Origin of the sequence: Agromyces sp. ISL-38 (genome assembly GCF_018613935.1) — a bacterium.
Lineage (GTDB): Bacteria > Actinomycetota > Actinomycetes > Actinomycetales > Microbacteriaceae > Agromyces.
Window position 1 is genome coordinate 20488 of sequence record NZ_JAGGPF010000016.1, and the last position, 19377, is coordinate 39864.

The 19377-nt window shown below is 67.2% G+C and carries 16 protein-coding genes; 6 read left to right on the forward strand and 10 right to left on the reverse strand.

Annotated features, from left to right (window positions below; translation table 11 throughout):
• Nucleotides 1–56: 56 nt before the first annotated feature.
• The 5 genes from J7E25_RS16945 to J7E25_RS16965 form a co-directional block, all read right to left on the reverse strand.
• Entirely contained in the window at nucleotides 57–1769 is a 1713-nt protein-coding gene (locus tag J7E25_RS16945; RefSeq protein WP_214871348.1) for a hypothetical protein, read from the reverse strand.
• Nucleotides 1766–4774, reverse strand: a complete 3009-nt coding sequence (locus tag J7E25_RS16950; RefSeq protein ID WP_308164636.1) for a glycoside hydrolase family 38 C-terminal domain-containing protein — start codon at nucleotides 4772–4774, stop codon at nucleotides 1766–1768. The genes J7E25_RS16945 and J7E25_RS16950 overlap by 4 nt, the downstream gene beginning before the upstream one ends.
• 132 nt (nucleotides 4775–4906) lie before the next feature.
• Complete coding sequence (locus J7E25_RS16955) at nucleotides 4907–5800, reverse strand: carbohydrate ABC transporter permease (protein WP_214871350.1); 894 nt, start codon at nucleotides 5798–5800, stop codon at nucleotides 4907–4909.
• The gene (locus tag J7E25_RS16960; protein ID WP_251039212.1) at nucleotides 5800–6759 is read right to left on the reverse strand and encodes a carbohydrate ABC transporter permease; all 960 of its coding nucleotides are present in this window, start codon (nucleotides 6757–6759) and stop codon (nucleotides 5800–5802) included. The genes J7E25_RS16955 and J7E25_RS16960 overlap by 1 nt, the downstream gene beginning before the upstream one ends.
• A gap of 96 nt (nucleotides 6760–6855) precedes the next feature.
• Nucleotides 6856–8085: an extracellular solute-binding protein gene (locus J7E25_RS16965; protein WP_308164637.1), complete on the reverse strand. Its 1230-nt coding sequence runs from the start codon at nucleotides 8083–8085 to the stop codon at nucleotides 6856–6858.
• Nucleotides 8086–8420: 335 nt separating this feature from the next.
• On the opposite strand from J7E25_RS16965, the gene J7E25_RS16970 reads away from it, so the two are divergent.
• The 4 genes from J7E25_RS16970 to tal all read left to right on the forward strand — a co-directional run bounded on the left by J7E25_RS16970 (nucleotide 8421) and on the right by tal (nucleotide 12692).
• Nucleotides 8421–9413, forward strand: coding sequence for a BadF/BadG/BcrA/BcrD ATPase family protein (locus tag J7E25_RS16970; protein WP_214871352.1), 993 nt, complete (start codon nucleotides 8421–8423; stop codon nucleotides 9411–9413).
• Complete coding sequence (locus J7E25_RS16975) at nucleotides 9410–10183, forward strand: glucosamine-6-phosphate deaminase (protein WP_251039214.1); 774 nt, start codon at nucleotides 9410–9412, stop codon at nucleotides 10181–10183. The genes J7E25_RS16970 and J7E25_RS16975 overlap by 4 nt, the downstream gene beginning before the upstream one ends.
• 71 nt (nucleotides 10184–10254) lie before the next feature.
• Entirely contained in the window at nucleotides 10255–11427 is a 1173-nt protein-coding gene (locus tag J7E25_RS16980) for an ROK family transcriptional regulator (RefSeq protein ID WP_214871353.1), read from the forward strand.
• A gap of 146 nt (nucleotides 11428–11573) precedes the next feature.
• Nucleotides 11574–12692 carry a transaldolase gene (gene tal, locus J7E25_RS16985; protein ID WP_214871354.1) on the forward strand — a complete coding sequence of 373 codons (1119 nt, stop codon included), beginning with the start codon at nucleotides 11574–11576 and terminating at the stop codon, nucleotides 12690–12692.
• A gap of 156 nt (nucleotides 12693–12848) precedes the next feature.
• On the opposite strand, the gene J7E25_RS16990 is transcribed toward tal, so the two are convergent.
• Both J7E25_RS16990 and J7E25_RS16995 read right to left on the reverse strand, forming a co-directional pair.
• Complete coding sequence (locus tag J7E25_RS16990) at nucleotides 12849–14393, reverse strand: alpha-L-fucosidase (protein WP_214871355.1); 1545 nt, start codon at nucleotides 14391–14393, stop codon at nucleotides 12849–12851.
• A 120-nt stretch (nucleotides 14394–14513) separates the two neighbouring features.
• On the reverse strand, nucleotides 14514–15296 hold the full coding sequence (locus tag J7E25_RS16995) for a glycoside hydrolase family 16 protein (RefSeq protein ID WP_215009616.1): 783 nt from the start codon (nucleotides 15294–15296) through the stop codon (nucleotides 14514–14516).
• A gap of 143 nt (nucleotides 15297–15439) precedes the next feature.
• Between J7E25_RS16995 and J7E25_RS17000 the strand changes: the two genes are divergently transcribed.
• Together J7E25_RS17000 and J7E25_RS18395 are read left to right on the forward strand one after the other, a co-directional pair.
• On the forward strand, nucleotides 15440–16882 hold the full coding sequence (locus J7E25_RS17000) for an FAD-binding oxidoreductase (RefSeq protein WP_214871356.1): 1443 nt from the start codon (nucleotides 15440–15442) through the stop codon (nucleotides 16880–16882).
• On the forward strand, nucleotides 16879–17238 hold the full coding sequence (locus J7E25_RS18395; RefSeq protein ID WP_308164639.1) for a cupin domain-containing protein: 360 nt from the start codon (nucleotides 16879–16881) through the stop codon (nucleotides 17236–17238). Before J7E25_RS17000 ends, J7E25_RS18395 begins: the two co-directional genes overlap by 4 nt.
• Before the next feature lie 133 nt (nucleotides 17239–17371).
• Here J7E25_RS18395 and J7E25_RS17010 read toward each other — a convergent pair whose 3' ends face one another.
• The 3 genes from J7E25_RS17010 to J7E25_RS17020 all read right to left on the reverse strand — a co-directional run.
• Complete coding sequence (locus J7E25_RS17010) at nucleotides 17372–18094, reverse strand: helix-turn-helix domain-containing protein (RefSeq protein WP_214871357.1); 723 nt, start codon at nucleotides 18092–18094, stop codon at nucleotides 17372–17374.
• 13 nt (nucleotides 18095–18107) lie between these two features.
• A complete protein-coding gene (locus tag J7E25_RS17015; protein ID WP_214871358.1) occupies nucleotides 18108–18566 on the reverse strand; it encodes a VOC family protein in 459 nt (152 codons plus the stop codon).
• Between the two features lie 106 nt (nucleotides 18567–18672).
• Nucleotides 18673–19377 (reverse strand): CdaR family transcriptional regulator (locus J7E25_RS17020; protein ID WP_214871359.1); only part of this gene is annotated, 705 nt, incomplete at its 5' end.

Consider the following 19377-nt stretch of genomic DNA (forward strand, 5'->3'; position numbering starts at 1 on the left):
CCTGGCCATTGTGCTGGCCTCGCAGGCCGCCCGGCCCGCCGAGGAGTGGGCGGCGATCAGACCAGATCGATGCGAAGACTCGACTCCGCCGTCGTCGAGCCCGACAGAAGGAGGCGCGTTCCCTCGATGGAGTCGTTGCCGCCGAGATAGCCGAACATCTCGCCCTCGTCGAAGTTGGGCGGCAGATCGTCGAAACCAGAGGCCGTGATCGAGGCACGGGCGCCGAGGCCCGCAACCTCGGCCGTTCGCCCGCGAAGCCACCAGCCGGTGCCGAATGGCTCGGCTCCGTTCACCGTCAGCTCGCCGTCGAAGACCAACTCGACGGCGTAACGGGTGGCAGCGCCGTCGAACGAGAAGTCGAGGCTCACCCCCGCGTCGTCGATGACGGCGGTCACGGTCGTGCGCAGCGACATCGGGTCGATGGCGCGGTTCTCGAAGTCCATCGACGCGAAATAGCGCCCGTCCGACACCGGATCGGACAGGTCACGGGGTGCGTCGGGCACGAGCGGCTCGTAGTAGCCGGAGCTGCGTGTCTCGCGCAGCACCGCGCCGTCGGGAACGCGTTCGAGGCGATCGGGGCGGATGCAGCCCATCGAGAAGAAGGTGGGGGCAAGGCGCACGGAACGGAGCACCATGGCGCCTCGGCGCGCTCTCACAAGGGTCGCCGAGTTGGAGAGCCCCGACGCGATGCGCCCTGTCTTGGAGAAGTCGCTGCCCGCGAAGATCGACGCGGAGACGTGTCCTCGGCGCATCCGCAACAGGCGACTCACGGGGTAGAACGCGTCCGTTTCGACCTGCGCATCGGTGGCCTCCGGCAGTCGACCGCCGATCTCCGGGTGCCGAACGAGTTCGGCGAGGTGGCGACCCGGGTGAACGAGCCCGCGCCGCACGATGTCCACGGCGAGGCGGGCGAGATCAGCGTCACCGTGCGCGATCGCCAGCTGGCGAATAGGTGAGAGGAACAGTTCGACGTCATAGGCGAGTCTCTGGTCCTGCCGTCGGGAGTGCACGTTCTCGACTTCGCCATCGTCTTCGACGAGGTGCGCGTACGCCCGCAGGTTCCGCAGCACGACATCGCGCAACTCGGGCCTGCCCAGATCGCGGGCGATGGAGAGAAGGCTGGGGTTCGTGACCTCGGCCGCGTAGATTCCGCTTCGCTCCGAGTACAGGCCATCGGCATCGATGTCGATGCCCTCGGCAAGCCAGAGCTCGGCCCGCGCACGCAGGCGCTCGTCGGGCCACAGGACGTTGAGGCCCGCGATCGCGCTCGCCACCTCCCAGCGGTGATTCGGGGTGTGCACCCCTCCAGTGGCCAGGGCGGGAGCAGCGCGAAGCGCGATCCGCTCGAGGACCTGCCGGATGTGCGACCACCCGACCTGAACGTCGTCACTGCCGCCATCGATGAGTGAGACACAGGAGCAGAGGTCATTGATCGTGAAGGCGGTGTCCGGCGGCGAGTCGATATTGCCCTCGCTCGAGAACAGCCCACTCGGGCCCTGCATGGTCACCAGACCATCGGCCATGATGCCGGCGGACTCCCGTCGCGAGGCCGTCTCGTCTCCCGGCATCGCGATATCGGTGGCGACGAGCACCAGGATGCCGCGCATGAGTTCGCGATGCCCGAAGCCCTCGATTCCCTCCGCGGCCAACTCAGCCAGTTCGGCCGCCTGCGTGCGGGAACCGGCGATGACGGCCGAGATGTAGTCGTCGTCGAGTGGTTCCGCGCCGAGGCCGAAGACCTCACGCTGTTGGTCCGTCAGCATGCTCATGCGCCTTCCCTCGCCCGAAACTCCTCCGCCGGCCGGATCCGTAGTGTCACGATCTCGAACGGTCGCAATTCCAGGTGGAATTCGCCGCCGGAGCGCTCAGGCCGAGGGTCGATGCCCTCTTTCAGCCGTTCGAGTAGATCGACGAGCCTGCACGATGCGACCGGGAAGGCGGCCGCGATCAACACGGCCGATCGCCGTCCTTCGCTCTCGTAGAGCCGCACGATCACGTCGCCCGAGCCATCTGCGGCGAGCTTGATCGTCTCGGCGATCACCGATGTCGTGCCAGAAACGGTCGGCGGGAGCGCGCTGACGAGGGGCTGCGGAACCCGGGCGCCGCGCACGATCCGCCCCGGGGCATCCGCAGATCGACCCGCGCGAATCGCGTCGGAGATCCCGGGAGCCACGGTGAGAGTGCTCGTGACGGAGTGCAGGCCCTGGTCGGCGTCAGGGTCGGGAAACCTCGGAGCGCGCAGCAGCGACTGACGCACCACCGTGAGTACTCTGCCGTCGGTCACCTCGCGCGTCACGTCGTGGCCGTAGACGCCATCGTTCGAAATGGCCGCCCCGAAGTCGGGTTCGCCCACGTGCACCCAGCGGTGGGCGCACACCTCGTAACGGGCCGCATCCCAGGAGGTGTTGGCGTGCACGGGCCGGGATACATGACCGAACTGCGTCTCGTATGAGGCCGCCGCCGCGTGCACATCGAGCGGAAAAGCCAGCTTGAGCAGCTTGCGACGCTCATGCCAGTCGATCTCGGAGCGGATGCGAACGGTTGGCTCGGCATCATCGAGCTCGATCCGCTGCACGATGCTGCTCGCACCGAACTCGCGCCGCACGATCACGGCCTCGCCGTCTCGTGAAACGGCTCCGTCGCGGAGGTCGCGCGCGGTGGCCCGATACGAGGCGTCGAGGTCCCAGGCGTCCCACTGGTTCGGCTCGTCCCTGTGCAACTGCAGCAGATTGGCCGGCCGGTATTCGGCGATCAGCTCGCGACCGGTCGTCTTGTCGAGCATGCGAGTGATCGTGCCGTCGCTGCCGACGACCACGGAGACGAGGTCGTTCTCGAGCACGATGCGCCCATTGTCGTCGCGGACGGTGACGTCGGAGCGACCCGAATCGGCATCGATGGCCGTTTCGGCGTCGAGAAGCACGCCCGCTCGTGCAGGAATCCCCCGCATGACGACGGGGGCGGCGTTCACGGCGATCCGCTGAAGGCCATCGCCCGTCAGCTCACGCAGGGCCGTCTCGATGATCCTCTCGGCCCGCTCGGTGGTCTCGGCATGGCTCGCCTCGGCCTCGCGGTGCACCCAGGCGATCGCCGTCCCGGGAAGGATGTCGTGAAACTGTAGCAGGAGCACTGCCCGCCACAGCTCGTCGAGTTCCTCGCCGGGGTAGTGCGCTCCGGTCAGCAGGGTTGCGGCGGAAGCCCAGGTCTCCGCCTCGGCGAGCAGCCGCTCATTCCGACGGTTTCCGCGCTTGGTGCGTGCCTGCGAGGTGAAGATGCCCCGATGGAATTCGAGGTACATCTCTCCCGACCACACGGGAGGGTCGGTGTACTCGGCCTCGGCGTCGACGAAGAAGTCGTGCGCTGTGGCGAAGCGCAGCCGCGGGGATCCCTCGAGGTCGGACTGCAGCCGGCCGGAGGCCATCATGTCGCGGGTGGGGCCTCCGCCTCCGTCGCCGTAGCCGAAGGGCATCAGCGATGTCGTCGCCACTCCGTGGTCGCTGAAGTTGCGGGAGTCGCGAGCGAGTTCCGTGGGGCGCATGTCACCGCTGTAGGTGTTCACGGGTGGAAAGTGGGTGAAGATGCGCGATCCATCGATCCCCTCCCAGAGGAACGAGTGGTGCGGCATCGCGTTGGTCTCGTTCCAGCTCATCTTCTGGGTGAAGAACCAGCGCAGCCCGGCCTGGCGAAGCAGCTGCGGGAGGCTCCCCGAGTAGCCGAACGAGTCGGGGAGCCAGCCCACGTCGGCGACCCGGCCGAACTCCTCCTGGAAGAAGCGCCCTCCCTCGAGCAGTTGGCGGGCGAGCGATTCGCCGCTCGGCATCGTCACATCGGATTCGACCCACATGTTGCCGACCGGAACGAAGCGTCCTTCGCGCACGCGCTCGGCGAGCCGGGAGAACAGCTCGGGATCCGCATCTCGCACCCAGGCGTACTGCTGTGCCGACGAGCAGGTGAAGTTCAGGTCGGGATCGCGGTCCATCAGGTCGAGTACGTTCGAGAAGGTGCGGATGCACTTGCGCACGGTCTCCCGGGTCGGCCAGAGCCATGCGGAATCGATGTGAGCATGGCCGGTCGCGACGATCCGGTGGGCGGAGTGGGCGGCCGGCGCAGCGAGGACCGGCTCGAGCACCGCGCGGGCGGCGGAAACCGTGCCAGCGAGGTCGTCCGGATCGAGTGCGTCGAGCGCCCGGTCGAGGGCCACAAGGATCGTCAGCCGTCGAGGGTCGGCGGCGCCCAGCTCGGCCATCAGACCGCGGAGGACGCGGAGCTCGCGCTCGAGCGACTCGAGCTCGACGTCGACCAGCCGCAGCTCGAGGCGACCCAGGGTGTACAGGGTTCCGGAGGGGGCCGTGAGGCTGTCGCCGAACGGTGTGGGGGCGAAGGCGAGCGGGCCGGAGAAGTCGTCGCCACCCGAAAGATCGGGGTTGGAAGCCGCCTCCACATAGAACTCGATCGTCTCACCGGGCGACGCGTCGAGGTTCACGTGGTGGTTGCGCGGCTCCAGTCCCTTGACCGCGCGTCCGGCTGGGGTGCGCACGAGTCCCTCGCACTGGAAACCAGGCTTGGACTGCGAGAAGCCCAGGTCGAGAGAGAGCTCCGTTCGGAAGTGCTCCTGCCCCTCCGGCCAGTGCCCAGGCACCGCGCCGACGAGGTGGAACCAAGTCGTTCCCCACGCCTGCCCCCACTCGGTGCCCCGACCCGAGGCGGTATACGACGCCTGCCTCGCCTCGGCGAACGGAACGGGTTCGCCGGGGGCTGTCCAAATACCGACCTCCATGGGCAACGATTCTGCGACGATCGCCGGCGGCAGGAATTCACTGAGGAACCGATCGACGCGGCCGGCAGTCTTCTCTCGATCACGATGCATGGCGGGGTGGGGCTTCTCTCAGTGAGGAGGGCCTGGCGAGGATCAGTCGCGCAGCCCCGTGTTGATGTCCGAGCTGGTGATGTATTTCTGGAACACGAGATAGAGCAGAACGAGCGGGATCATCGAGATGACCGACGCGGCGAGGAGGATCACCCAGTCGATGTTCTGCGAGCCGATCAACGTGCGCAGGGCGATCTGCAAGGTGAAGTTCTTCGGATCGCTCAGGATGATGAGCGGGAAGATGTAGTCGTTCCAACGCCACTGGAACGAGATGATCCCGAGCGTCAGCATGATGGGGCGGGCCAGCGGCAGCATGATCCGGAAGAAGATCGTGAGTTCCCTCGCACCGTCAATTCTCGCCGCGTCGAGCAGCTCTTGGGGAACCGTGATGAAGAACTGCCGGAACATGAACACGCCGGTGGGCGTGAGGATTGAGGGGAGGATCACTCCGAGGAGCGAGTTGTAGAAACCCAGGTCGCGCACGACGGTGAAGGTCGGGTTCAGGATGACCTCGCCGGGCAGCATCGTCATCGACAGGATGCAGAGTGCGAGCACCGACAGCCAGGGGGCGCGGTACTTGGCCAGGGCGTAGCCCGCCGTTGCGCAGAAGAAGACGGTGAGAACAGTGGTGACGCTCGCCACGAGCATCGTGTTGCCGAAGAAGCGCACGAAGTCGAGTCGTTCCCAGGCCCGCACATAGCCGCCGGCTGTCCACTCCCTGGGCAGGAAGGAGAGCGGATAGGTGAAGAGTTCGCCTCCCCCCTTGAACGACGAGAGAAGGAACCACAGCAGCGGGAAGGCGACGAGGATGGCCAGGACCCAGAGCATGGTGGTCGGAAGTATGGAGCGGCGGAACTCGCCGGACTTCCGGCGCTTCAGCGGTCGCGGGGCGAGACCCGACAGGGATGCCGTGGGGGAGGAAGTCGAGGTCGCCATTACGAATTGGCCTTCCGGCTGATCGCGATCTGGAGGAGCGCGATGATCATCAGGATTACGAGGAGAACCATCGAGGCCGCGCTTGCGTAGCCCACATCCGACTGGCCGAAGCCGGTCTTGTAGATGTACTGCACGATCAGCTGGTTCGCTGTGCCCGGGCCACCGTTGTTCAGTGCCTGGATCATCGCGAACTCCTTCATCTGACCCAGGGTCATCAACAGGACGACGAGAACGGATGTCGGGGCGATGCCCGGAAGGGTGATCGAGACGAAACGCTGCCAGGCGTTGGCGCCGTCGAGCTGGGCGGCTTCGTAGTAGGAGGTCGGCACGTTGTTGATGGCCGCGATGAACAGGAGCATGTTGAAGGCGGCGCCGGCCCACGACGACGCCAGGATCACCACCATGAGCGAGAGGTTCGCGTCAGACGACCACGGGACCGCGCCACCGCCGAGCGAGGTGATCACGAAGTTCACGAAGCCGAAGTTCTCACCGAACATCCAGCGCCAGATGACTCCGGTGACGATGGGCGACACCAGCCACGGCAGGAAGAAGATGATGCGGGCCGCCGTTTTCCCGCGGGCCCTCAGGTTGGTCAGGGCCACCGCGAGGGCGAGGGACAGGGCGTAGCCGAGGGGAACGGAGAAGGCCGTGTAGATGAAGGTGCGTCCGAGCGCCGCGTAGAACGTCGGATCGCTGGCGAGCCTGGTGTAGTTGTCGAGGCCGATGAATGTCATCGGTCCGAAGCCGCGGTACGAGGTGAACGAGTAGGCGAGCCCGAGAATGCCCGGCCACAAGAAGAACAGGGCGAAAAGCACGATGACTCCGGCCGAGAGCAGCAGCGGGGTCAGGCCGTATCGGCGTCGGGGTCGGCGTCGATGAGGGGGCTTGTAGCCGGTGCCGCTCAGGACCGACGAATCCGCGGCCGCGGGGCTGGCGACGCTGTGCATCGTGCTGGTCATGGTCTCTCCTCGGGAGGGCGGGTCTGTGCGGTCATCGGGGGCTGTCGGATGCGGCCGGCGTCCCGGTGCGCCTCATCGGCGCACCGGGACGGCAGCTCAGCGGAGCCCGGCCTTCGTCGACGCGATGATCGCGTCGACCGTCTGGTCGATCGTCTGCTCGCCACTGAGGTACCTGACCGTCTCGTCCTTCAGAGGCTCGACGTCCATGCTCTTGCCCTCGTAGCCCTGGCGCAGCTGGTCCGTCGTCTGCACGGCCGAGACGGCGGGCGATGCAGCGATCTCCGCGTTGTACAAGGCGAACGCATACGCGTCCTTCGGGTAGTTCACGGTGAGGCCGCTCACGGAGGGCAGGCAGCCGGCGATCTCGCAGTACTCGGTGTAGTTCTCAGGCGAGTAGAGCCAGGAGATGAACTTCTTGGTCTCGTCGTCCTTGCCCTGCCCGCTGAAGCCCACGATCCAGGACGCCGCGCCGTAGTTGGTCGCCTTGACCGGCTGCTGTGGGGTCGGAACCGATGCCCACCCGAAGTCGGTGATGTTCGCCTGGAAGTCGGCGATCTGCCACACACCCGAATAGTAGGCGGCAACCTGTCCGCTCTTGAACGTCGCACTCGCGTCCTCACCAGCGGTCCAGACGGACTTGGGCATGAAGCCGTCGTCGTTCATTCCCTTGAAGAACTCGAGCGCCGTCTTGCCCTCGTCATCGAACGAGATGGAGTCGCCGTCCTGGACGACTCCCTCGCTGCCGAACTCGTAGAGGAAAGAACGAAGGCGGTGCGCCGATGGGTCCATCGTGAGTCCGTACTGGGCTCCGGTGGCGGTCTGCACCTGCTTGGCCTTAGCCACGAACTCGTCCCAGGTCCAGGTCTGGCTCACATCGGTCGGGTAGCTCACTCCTGCCTTGTCCCATAGGTCCTTGTTGATGAACATTCCCACCGACGTGAGGCTCGAGGGGAGCGCCTTGACCTTGCCGTCCGCCGGGTCCTCGACCGTGAGCGTGGGCAGCACATTGTCCTCCTTGGCGATGCTCGAGAGGTCGAGGAGCTGGTCCTTCCACAGCGGGTCGACGTTCGCCGCGGCTGCGATGTTGGGCAGGTCATTCGCCTGGGCGCTGTTCCGCAGGCGCGTGGTGAGGTCGTCACCGGGCACATCCACGATCTCGACCTTCGTCCCGGTCTCTTCGAAGTATTTGTCGGCCATCTTCTGGTAGCCGCCCCCCTGCGTTCCGTCTCCTGAGAGCACGAATTGCAGTGGCGCTGACTCGTCGGACGACGGGGAGGAGCACGCGGCCAGGGAAGCCAGCAGCGCACCGGCAGCGACAACCGTCACGGCGACGCGAATTCTGTTATTCACAGGGGACCTTTCGTTGGGCGGGAGCGGGCGAAGCGCTGCAGAACACCACTTCGGGTTGGTCTTTTCTATCAGTGCAATAGTTATCTGGTCAACGCACAATGTGAGCACCGGGCGAAATTCTTCCGCAAGAAATGCGCGTTTACATGCCAGACATTTTCGGGCTCACTCCGTAACGGTGAGCGCAGAGGCGGCTTGCGGAAACCGTCCAAGGCGTGCTTTATTGTCACTATGAGGCAATGGTGCGCCGATCGCCTCGCGAAAGGATCGACCCTCCTCACCAGCAACAGACGATTGATCAGAAGCGGAGAGTCGTGCCCGAGAGTCCCCGGCCGCCGAGCCACCCGTCGTCGAGCGCCGATTCCGTCGAGAACACGGCGATCCTCTCCGTCGTCGGCATCGATGTCGGAGGAACGAAGACGCATATCCGCGTCGTCGACACCGCTGGAACGGTCGCCGAGAGTGTTATCCCCTCCGACCACTGGCGGCGCGGCTCGCTCTTCTCCGACGAAGGCAATTTCGACAGGCTCGGGGCCGTGGTCCGCTCACTCGGCGCTGTCACCGGCGACACGATCGTCGTGGCCGGGGTGCACGGCTGCGACACCGCCGAGCAGATGGCACGGGCGACCGCTCGGATCGAAGAGGTGCTCGACGCGAGCGTCACCGTGGTGAACGACGCGCTCCTGCTGCACCACGCCACGGGCATCCGGCCCACCATCGAGATGATCGTCGGCACGGGCGCCGTGATCAGTGGCACCACCACCGATGGTGTTCGAGTGACAGTCGACGGCTACGGGTGGCCCCTGGGCGACAGGGGAAGCTCGCACGATCTTGTGTCTGCTGCGCTTCGCGCCACACTCGGCGCGTGGGACAGGGGCGAAGGGGGCGCCGACCCCCTGTACCCGGCGATGCTCGCCGCGTTCCAGGCCGGGGATTCCGCGGAGCTGGCTGAACGCACGTCGCTCCTGGCCAACGGAACGGCCTGGGGAGTGCACGCGTCCGTGGTCTTCGACCAGGCCGAGGCCGGCTCCCGCACCGCCGCGAGTATCGTCGATGCCGCTGCAGCGGATCTCGCCCGCGGTGTGGCCCACCTCATCGACCGGGGAGCGACAGGGCGAACGGTCGTCGCCGGTGGCGGCGTGATCGTGAATCAGGCGCCATATGAGAACGCCATCCGGCATCACCTCGCGCGAATTCTGCCCGATGTCGAGCTGGTCGTCGTGAGGACTCCCCCCGTTCACGGCGCAATCGAACTGGCCCGGGAGCTCCGGTCCAAGCAGGGCGAGCGGGCGGGGGTCAGGTCATGACGACCACCACGACCGCTCCCATGCACACCTCGTCTTCGCTACGCGTCATCGTCGCCGTCGATGCCGAGTCGGCCGCGAGAATGGCAGCCGAGCGCATCTCGGCCCTCATTCGCACTCGTCCGACGGCCGTGCTCGGGGTCGCCACTGGATCGACACCCTCCCCCGTGTACCGCGCGCTCCAGACACTCCGTCGCACCGAAGGCCTGGATCTCACCCGGGCCAGCGCCTTCGCGCTCGACGAATACGTGGGCATCGACCCTCGGCGCTCGCAGAGCTACCGAAGCGTCATCGACGCGGAGGTCACCAGACCGCTTGGCCTCGATCCCCTCCGGGTCGCGGTCCCCGACGGCTCGGCGCCCGACCTCGTGGAGGCAGGGCGCGCCTACGAGGAGGGCATCCGCTCTACCGGCGGAGTCGACCTTCAGATTCTCGGCATCGGCCACAACGGCCACATCGGGTTCAACGAACCCGGCTCGGCGCACGACTCCCTCACCCGCACGGTGGATCTCACGCCGGAGACCCGCGAGGCCAACGCCCGGTTCTTCGACGGCCGGATCGACCAGGTGCCGACACGGGCACTGACCCAGGGCATCGGCACGATCCTGCGTGCGCGTGAAATCGTGTTGCTGGCATTCGGTCCCGGCAAGGCCGCGGCAGTGGCCAGGGCACTCGAGGGCGCAATCGAACGATCGAGCCCCGCGTCGGCGCTACGCAAGCACCGGGCGGTCACCATACTCCTCGACAAGGCGGCAGCGTCGATGCTCGGGTGACCAGCCCCGAAACAGGCACGCCAGACCTCGTACCCTGCTGTAGCAGCGGGCACCGTCTAAGGAAGAGATCGATGAACACGAAGAAGCGCACGGCAACGACTCGCGTCGTCACTGAGATCAACCGCACCGCCATCCTCGACTGCCTCGAAGACAACGGGGCACTCTCACGTAAGCAGATCGGCGCCAAGACAGGGCTCAGCTCGGCCACCGTCGAACGGCTGAGTGCCGCCATGCTCGCCGAGGGTATCCTGGCCCAGGAGGGCGTGCAGCAGTCGTCGGGCGGGCGCCCGTCGAATCTGCTCAGGGTCGCGGGTGAATCGCGTGTGATCGCGGCGATCGATGTCGGCCCGGATCGCGCCCGTGGACTCCTGCGGGATTTTGCGCGGAATACTGTTGTCTCCGACTCGGTCGCCTTCGACATCGATCCGGCCACCGGTTCCATCTCTGCATCGACGAGGCTCACCGGAACCCTCGCCCTGACGGACCGACTCGTCGAGGCCGCGGCGCTCGAGAAGCGGGAGCTTCTCGGAATCGGCATCTCCGTGCCCGGAATCGTGCATGACGGGCGAGTGATGAACACCGTCGAACTCGGCTGGCGTGACGTCGCGCTCGAATCCATCGTGGCTGCTACGACGGGCCTCCCCGTGATCGTCGAGAACGACGCGAACGCGATCGCCTTCGGCGAGTGGGCCCACGGGGCGGGCAGGGGCGCCCAGAGCGTGGCCTCCTACCTGCTCGGCGAGGGGGTTGGCGCGGGGATCGTGAACGACGGGGAGATCTACCGCGGCTTCCGTTCCGCCGCCGGCGAGGTCGGCTTCCTCTTCACGGAGCGTGGCGCCCTCGCCCGGTATTTCACTGATCAGGGCGATCTCGAATCCCGCATCGCCGGGGTTGCGTACGGCCACGGCGAAGGCCGGCTCCCAGCACCGAAGGCCATGCGGCGACTCCTCGACGACGCGGCCAAGAAGGTTCCCTCTGCACAGCCGGCCGCAGACGAGCTCTTCGACCTGCTCGCCTTCTCGTGCGGCGCGCTCGCCACGGTGCTCGATCCCGAGGTGATCGTGCTGGCCGGGCATCTGGCTCGGCATCCGGAGCACGCCATCCGGGAGATCTCGTCACGGCTCGCCGGCAGGATTCCGTTTCCACCGAGGCTGGTCGTGGGAACGCTCGGCGACGACGGTGCACTGTTCGGCGTGGGCGAGGTCATCACGAGACAGGTGAAAGGATCGACCTATCTTGCCTGATCGGCTCTGAACGCGATGCACGGAACGCGTGGGCCCATTCGCCCACTCTCTTGGCCAGATTCATCCCTTTGAGATCTACGCTGGTTCTAGGAACAGCACTGAGTTCCGCGCAGCGTCTCGAGGAAGCGGCGGAGGATATGGATGAGATGAGAACGCCGACGCCGACGCAGGCGCTCACCGACGCCGGCGTCAGCATCTGGCTCGACGATCTCTCGAGAGATCGGATCCGCTCGGGTGCACTCCAGCGACTCATCGCGGAGCGCAACGTGGTCGGGATCACCACGAATCCGACGATCTTCGCCACCGCGATGCGGAGCGGCGATGCGTACCGAGACGAGCTTGGGCGACTGGCCCGGGCGAATGCGTCGGCCACCCAGGCCGTCTTCGCGTTGACCACCTCCGATGTGCGGGATGCGTGCGACATCTTCCGCCCGGTCTACGACGCCACAGGCCACGTCGACGGGCGAGTCTCGATCGAGGTGAGCCCTGGTGTCGCCCACGACGCGGCGGGATCGGTCGACGAAGCGAAGGCCCTCGCCTCGGCGATCGACCGGCCGAACGCGTTCATCAAGATTCCGGCCACCAGGGCGAGCCTCGGCGCCATCACGGACTGCATCGCGGAGGGAATCAGCATCAACGTCACGCTGATCTTCAGCCTCGAACGCTTCCGCGAGGTCGTCGACGCGTACTTCACCGGGCTGGAGCGGGCGCTGGCGGCGGGCCGCGACCTGAGCGCGATCCACTCGGTCGCGTCGTTCTTCGTCTCCCGGGTGGACGTCGAGATCGACAAGCGGCTGGACGCAGTCGGCACCGAGCGCGCCGCGTCGTTGAAGGGCCAGGCCGGCATCGCCAACGCCCGTCTGGCGTATCAGGCGTTCGAGGAGGCCCAACTCACCGAACGCGCCCGAACCCTCTCTGCCAACGGCGCGAACACACAGCGTCCACTGTGGGCCTCCACCGGCGTGAAGGACCCGCACACGCGCGACACGCTCTACGTCGAGAGCCTGATCGCGCCGAACGTCGTGAACACCATGCCGGAGAAGACCCTCGAAGCCACATTCGAGCACGGATCGATTCGGCCGAACACGATCGCGGGCACCTCTCAGGCGGCTCGCGCACACCTCGACGCCCTCGCAGAAGTCGGCGTCTCCTACGACGAAGCGATGGAGACGCTTGAAGCGGAGGGTGTGGAGAAGTTCGATGCGTCGTGGGACGAACTGGTGGAATCGGTGACGGTGGCCCTCCAGGCCGCGACAACCCGGTGAATCACGGGCCGCGCTCGCGAGTGCTCAGCGCAGCCGGAACCCGCGCACCCGCTGCACGTGGAACTCCTGCGGCCAAGACTCAGCGAACGTGGGGCGTCTCGTCGAGGCCCGCGCGCGTCTGTATCGTTACATATTCCCCACATCGCAGACGTCGACTCACCCGTGAAGGAAGTCGACCCGCGGGGGGCGCGCGTCGGGTTCGAGGAAGCACTTCACCACTGGGCCGCCGCCGAGGTCGGGCGTGGTCGGGGGCAGCGTCACATCCAGTGACTCCGAGCTTCTGTGCCACGCGACCTTCTCCGTGGAGCCGAGAACGCTCACCTCCTGGATCCCCCGGGTGAGCAGGCCTGCGCCGCTTCCGAACGAACGGATACGAGCGACGCCATCCTCCGGATGCGCGAGCAGTGTCGCGTACAGATAGTCGCCTGTGACGTGCGCGCGAGTCGTGAATCGGATGTCGGCGCTCGTGTATTGCGGAGAGGACGCGTCGACGAAGGAACCGACGATGAGTTCGGTCGGGCCTTCCGCGGGGATGATCCAGGGCCGGCTGCCGTAGATCGCTTCTCCGTTGCGGGTCAGCCACGTTCCGATGCCTTCCAGCAGTCGGCGCTCCTCATCCGGTATTGTGCCGTCCGATTTCGGGCCGATGTTGAGCAGAAGAACTCCATTCTTCGAGACGGTGTCGGCCAACTCGGCGATGAGCTCGTTCACATTCTTGTATTCGTGTCCTTCCACCCAGCTCCAGGAAGTGCGGGAGACGGACGTATCGCTCTGCCACACGGAATCTTGGATCCCTCCCATCGCTCCGCGTTCGATGTCGTAGACCGCGCTTCCGGCGGCGAAGGCGTCCCACTTGAAATTGATGACGACCTCCCGTCCCCGCTGGTGGGCGCTGTTGTAGTAGTACGCCGCGAGCAGCCGGAGGTACGGCTCGAAGGCAGGCGACTCGATCCACCAGTCGAAGTACAGGATCTGCGGGCGGTACTTGTCGATGATCTCGACGCACCGCAGGAGCCAATCTTCCAGGAATCGCTCGTTCGGCGCGATCTCCTCCCGCTGGGCTGGTCCGTAGAAGTCGAACCACGCGGGGTCGCGCACGTCGGAGTCGAAGCGAGCGCCCCCGTTCATGAAGAACCAGTGTTCGGCACGATGACTCGACGCGCCGACGACCATCCACGCCCGCTCGACTGCCTGGCCGAGCTGTCCGAACACGTCCGAACGCGGTCCCATCTGGGCGGCGCTCCAGCGCGAGCGGCCGGTGTCGTACATCGCGAACCCGTCATGGTGTTCTGCGACAGGAACGACGAATTGTGCGCCGGCCCGCTTGAACAGTTGCGCCCAGTCGTCGGGATCGAAGTGCTCCATTGTGAAACTGGGGATGAAGTCTTTGTAGCCGAACTTCCGATGCGGACCGTAGGTCGCGACGTGATGTTCGAACTCCTCGGTGCCTTCGAGGTACATGGTCCGCGAATACCACTCGGTGCCGAACGCCGGGACGGAGAAGACACCCCAGTGCAGGAAGACGCCGAACTTGCCGTCCTGGTACCACAGCGGAGGCTGGTAGCCGCGTAGAGAATCCCAGGTGGGCTGATATGGACCCGCCGTTGCGGTCTCCCGAACACGGGCGACCTCGGCGGAGTTGTCCGAGATATCGACGCGGTCCGGAAGGTCGGCCGGATTGATCGGTGGAAGCTGTGGCATTGTATCGATCCATTCGATGAGGACGCGCGAGATTCGCATAGTTGCCGGGCGGCCATGATTTTTGCTTCCTGACGTTAGGGCCTTCTCAGCGCCCCCACAACACCCGATACGCAAGCCGACTCAGCGCAGCCGGAACCCGCGCACCCGCTGCACGTGGAACTCCTTCGGATATGCGCCGGCGTCGCCCGCGTCGGGCGGAAAGTGGAACACGTCGAGCATGAGCTGCATCGGGTAGTCGGGCGACTGCGTCGTCGAACGCACGAGCTGCCCGTCGATGAAGAAGCGCACGCCCCCGGGCATCCACTCGACGGCATAGTCGTGGAAGTCGCGCACGTCGAGCTCGACGCGAACCTTCTCGAAGTCGTCGGTGATCGCCGGGTCGTTGAAGGGGTGCACGCCCATGCCGACGAGCGCCGAGGCATCCGTCACCTCGTTGCCGAAGATCTCCATGACGCAGATCTCGGCCGAGTGCTCGGGCACGTCTTCGATGCCGATCATCCAGAGGGCGACCATGCTGTGCGGGTCACTGCTGGCGGCCGCGCGAACCTCGATGACGCCATACCGGGGCGTGTACAACCGCTGCTCGCGTTGTGCCTCGCGCACGACGAGGCCGTCGCGGAACGGATGCTGCCCCTCGCCGCTGCCCACCGGCCCTGATCGCACCCCGGTCTGCAGGTTCGACACGCGCACGGGGCCGTCGTATTCCACCGACCACGGCGGCTGGTCGGCGTCGACCCGCAAGGTGAGCAGGCCGTCGCCCACGTCGTAGCGTGCGCGGGTGGCGTGGCGGCTGCTCCACTGCGGCAGGTAGTGCGGCAGCCATTGGGCGGGGTCGAGGTCGGGTCCGGAGAAGTCGGCGTCGAACTCGAGTTCGTAGCGGGCGTAGTCGATCGTCTCGGGCACACCTCATCGTGCCGGGTGCCACCGACACGCGGCATCCGGCCACCCTGTCCGGCGGCGAGCGGATGTCGGGACACGGCGCCGCTGGCGCGCCAGCCTCACGGCGCGGGAGGATGGAGGCACCAGACCGCGATGGAGTGATCCCAGTGGGAACGACCGTATTCGAACGGCGCCGGCCATCGGCATCCGTCGTGCAGCACTCGCTCGAGCACACTGCGCAATCGGTGTTCTGGCTCGACGACGTCGGTCGCGTGCCGGTGCGCCCGAAGCTCTCGGGTGAGCGGGTCGCGCACCTCGCGATCGTCGGCGGCGGCTACACCGGTCTCTGGACGGCGGTGCTCGCCAAGCGCCGCAACCCGAACGCGCGCGTCGTGCTCGTCGAGGCGAAGACGATCGGGTGGGCGGCATCCGGTCGTAACGGCGGCTTCTGCGAGGCGAGCCTCACGCACGGTCGCGAGAACGGACTGGCCCGCTGGCCCGATGAGCTCGACACGCTCGACCGGCTCGGGCTCGAGAACCTCGACGCGATCGAAGCGGCCGAAGCCGAGTACGGCATGGACTTCGAGTTCGAGCGCAACGGCTCACTCGACGTCGCCGTCGAGCCACACCAGCTCGAGTGGTTACTGGAGTCGGCAGCGGATGCCGCGGCGCGCGGTGACGCGACCGTGCGGTTCCTCGACGAGGCCGAGACTCGCGCCGAGGTCGACTCGCCCACGTATCTCGGTGCCGCCTGGCACACCCGCACGAGTGCGACGCTGCACCCCGCGAAGCTCGCCGTCGAACTCGCGCGGGTCGCTGAGGAGCTCGGCGTCGAGATCTTCGAGCACTCCCCTGTGCGCCGAATGGACACACCGGGTTCGACGGGTGCCGTCACCCTCGTGACCGACGGCGGCAGGGTGCTCGCCGAGCACGCGGTGCTCGCGACGAACGTGTTCCCCTCGCTCCTCAAGCGCAACACGCTCATGACCGTGCCGGTCTACGACTACGCGCTCATGACCGAGCCGCTCTCGGCCGAGCAGCTCGCGGCGATCGGCTGGTCGAACCGACAGGGCATCGGCGACATGGCGAACCAGTTCCACTACTACCGGATCTCGCGCGACAACCGCATCCTCTTCGGCGGCTACGACGCGATCTACCACTACGGCACCCGGGTGCGCGAGCAGTACGAGCACCGGCCCGAGACCTTCGCACGCCTCGCGGGCCACTTCTTCACCACGTTCCCGCAGCTCGAGGGGCTGCGCTTCAGCCACCAATGGGGCGGGGCGATCGACACGTGCACGCGGTTCTGCGCGTTCTACGGCACGGCGCGCGACGATCGCGTCGCCTACGCAACCGGGTTCACCGGGCTCGGCGTCGCCGCCACGCGCTTCGCCGCCGAGGTCATGCTCGATCGCCTCGAGCGCCGCGAGACCGAACGCACGCAGCTCGAGATGGTGCGCGAGCGTCCGCTGCCGTTCCCGCCCGAGCCGGCCGCCGCGCTCGGCATCAACGCCACCCGCTGGTCGCTCGACCGAGCCGACCACACCGGCGGCAGACGCAACGTGCTGTTGAAGACGCTCGACGCGCTCGGCCTGGGGTTCGACTCGTGAACGGCGAGCCGCGGTTCGATGCGGGCACGGTGACGGATGCCGCCTCCATCGCGCTCGCGCACGAGCCGGTGCCGGCCGAGCAGGTCGTCGCGGGCGCGCCGACCACGGGGCTTCGCGTACTCGACGCGACCGACGACCGCTTGGTGGGCGTGTGGGAGATGACGCCGGGCGCGATGCGCGACATCGAGGCCGACGAGGTGTTCCTCGTGCTCTCGGGTGCGGCGACCGTGGAGTTCCAGCATCCGATCGCCGACCCCATCGTGTTGGCGCCCGGCTCGGTCGTGCGACTCGAGGCGGGCATGCGCACCATCTGGACGGTGCGGCAGACCCTGCGGAAGCTCTACGTCACGCCCTGACCCAGCCACCCCGGTGGTCGAGTAGCGCCGCCGAAGGCGACGCGTATCGAGGCCACCCGCGCGTTCGACGGTGTGGGTGGTTTCGATGCGGCTGCTTCGCTGCCTACGCAACCACCGAGTGGTCACCTTGGCCTCACGCGGCATCCGCCCCGGCGGCGGCATCCGTCGGCGGGCCGACCGGATCGATGCGGAACGTGCTCGTGAAGCGCCCCACCGTCTCGGTGTCGCCGGCGAGGATCGGCACGGTGCCGGGGTCGATTCCGCCTGAGATCAGGTCGCGGAATCCGGCGGGATCGATCACGAGTTCGAGGCCCGACTCGAACGCAGCCTCGGGCGCACCACGCCGTTGGGGCTGGGGCAGCGCGCCCGGACCGATGGGCACGACGTCGAGCGTGCGGTCGACGACGACCGCCACCACGGAGACGTCGCCGACGTGCAGCACGTACTCGGTCGGCGGCATTCCGGCCGCGGCATCCGGTCGGAAAGCTGCACGCAGCGCCACAGCCAACGCGTCGTGAGTGACGAGTTCGCCCTCGGCGAGCTCACCGAGCACCGACCAGCCCCAACGCTCGAGGGCGACGACGACGGGTTCGAGCGCGCGGCCGAGGGCGGTGAGCTCGTACCCGCCGCGCACGGTCGGCACGCGGCGGACGACGCCCGACTCCTGCAGTTCTCTGAGACGGTCGCTGAGGATGTTGGTGGGGATGCGCGGCAGGCCGGCCTTGAGGTCGCCGTACCGGCGCGGGCCGACGAGCAGGTCGCGGACGATGAGCAGGGCCCACCGATCCCCGACCCGCTCGAGCGCCCGAGCTGCGCCGCTGTACTGGCCGAAGCCGCGTGCGGCGCGTGTGGCCATGAGGTCGGCCTGGTCAGGCCGTCGTCGCCGGGGTGCCGGCGCCCTGCTCGGCCAAGTACGCCTCGGGGCCCATCTCGGCGGCCGCCGGCTCCATGAAGAGGAACCCGAGCACGTTGCCGTCGGGGTCTTCGAGGTCGCGCGAGTACATGAAGCCGTAGTCCTGCGCCTCGCGCGGCTCGCTGCCGCCGGCGGCGAGTCCCTTGGCGAGCACCTCGTCGACGTCGTCGCGGGAATCGCGGCTGAGCGAGATGCTCGTCTGCGCGTGGGTCTTGGGGTCGATGATCTGCTTGTCGGTGAAGGTGCCGAGGTACTCACGGGTGAGCACCATGATGTACATGTTCTCGTCCAAGACCACGCACGCGGAGTTCTCGTCGGTGAAGAACGGGTTGATGTCGAAGCCGAGCGCGGTGTAGAAGGCCTTCGACCGTTCAAGGTCGGTCGTCGGCAGGCTCACGAAGATTGAGGTAGGCATCAGTGACTCCAGTTCGAATCGGTCGGAATTGGCGTTGCACGAGTCAGCTTGCTCTTTGCAAGTGCACTTGTCAATAGCAAGTAATCACCGGTCGACCACGGGGCCGCTACTCGACCACCGCCCCCGCGCTCCGCCGCACGAGCAGCGCGAGGTGCAGCGCGGTGAGCGTCTCGCCGTCGTCGAGGTCGACCCCGAGCAGGTCGCCGATGAGCCCGAGCCGCTGGTAGAACACCGATCGCGAGAGGTGGCTCGCGGCGGCCGCGGCGGTGCGGTTGCCGGGGTGGGCGAGCATCGCGCCGAGCACGTCGAGCAGGTCGCCGCCGCGCGCGAGGTCGTACTCGATGAGCGGCGCGAGCATACGCTCCCCGTGCCGCTGCAGCCGATGGTCGTCGCGCAGCGACGTCACGAGCCGCATGAGCGGACGGTCGTCGGCGCGGCGCAGCATCAGGCCGCGCGCGCCCCGCGCAATCGGGCCTCGGGCGAGGTCGATCGCCTCCTGCACCGAGCCGAGCAACTCGTCGAGACCGGCACCAGGCGTGCCGATCGAGAGCACGAGACGACCGGCGGATGTCGCGTCGCCGCCTGTGAGCGACCGGGCGAAGCCGCGCGCCGCGGCGTCGTCGAGCTCCACACCGCCGGGCAGCGAGAGCAGCACGATGCACGCGGGCGCGGGCAGGATCCGCTCGGGCGCAGCACCGGCGACCGCCCGGCCGCCGAGCGCGCGGGCTGCGGCATCCGCGGCTCCACTCGTGACCTGCGCGCCGGAGGCGACGACGCCGAACAGCCGCGCACCGTCGATCGGCAGGCCGGC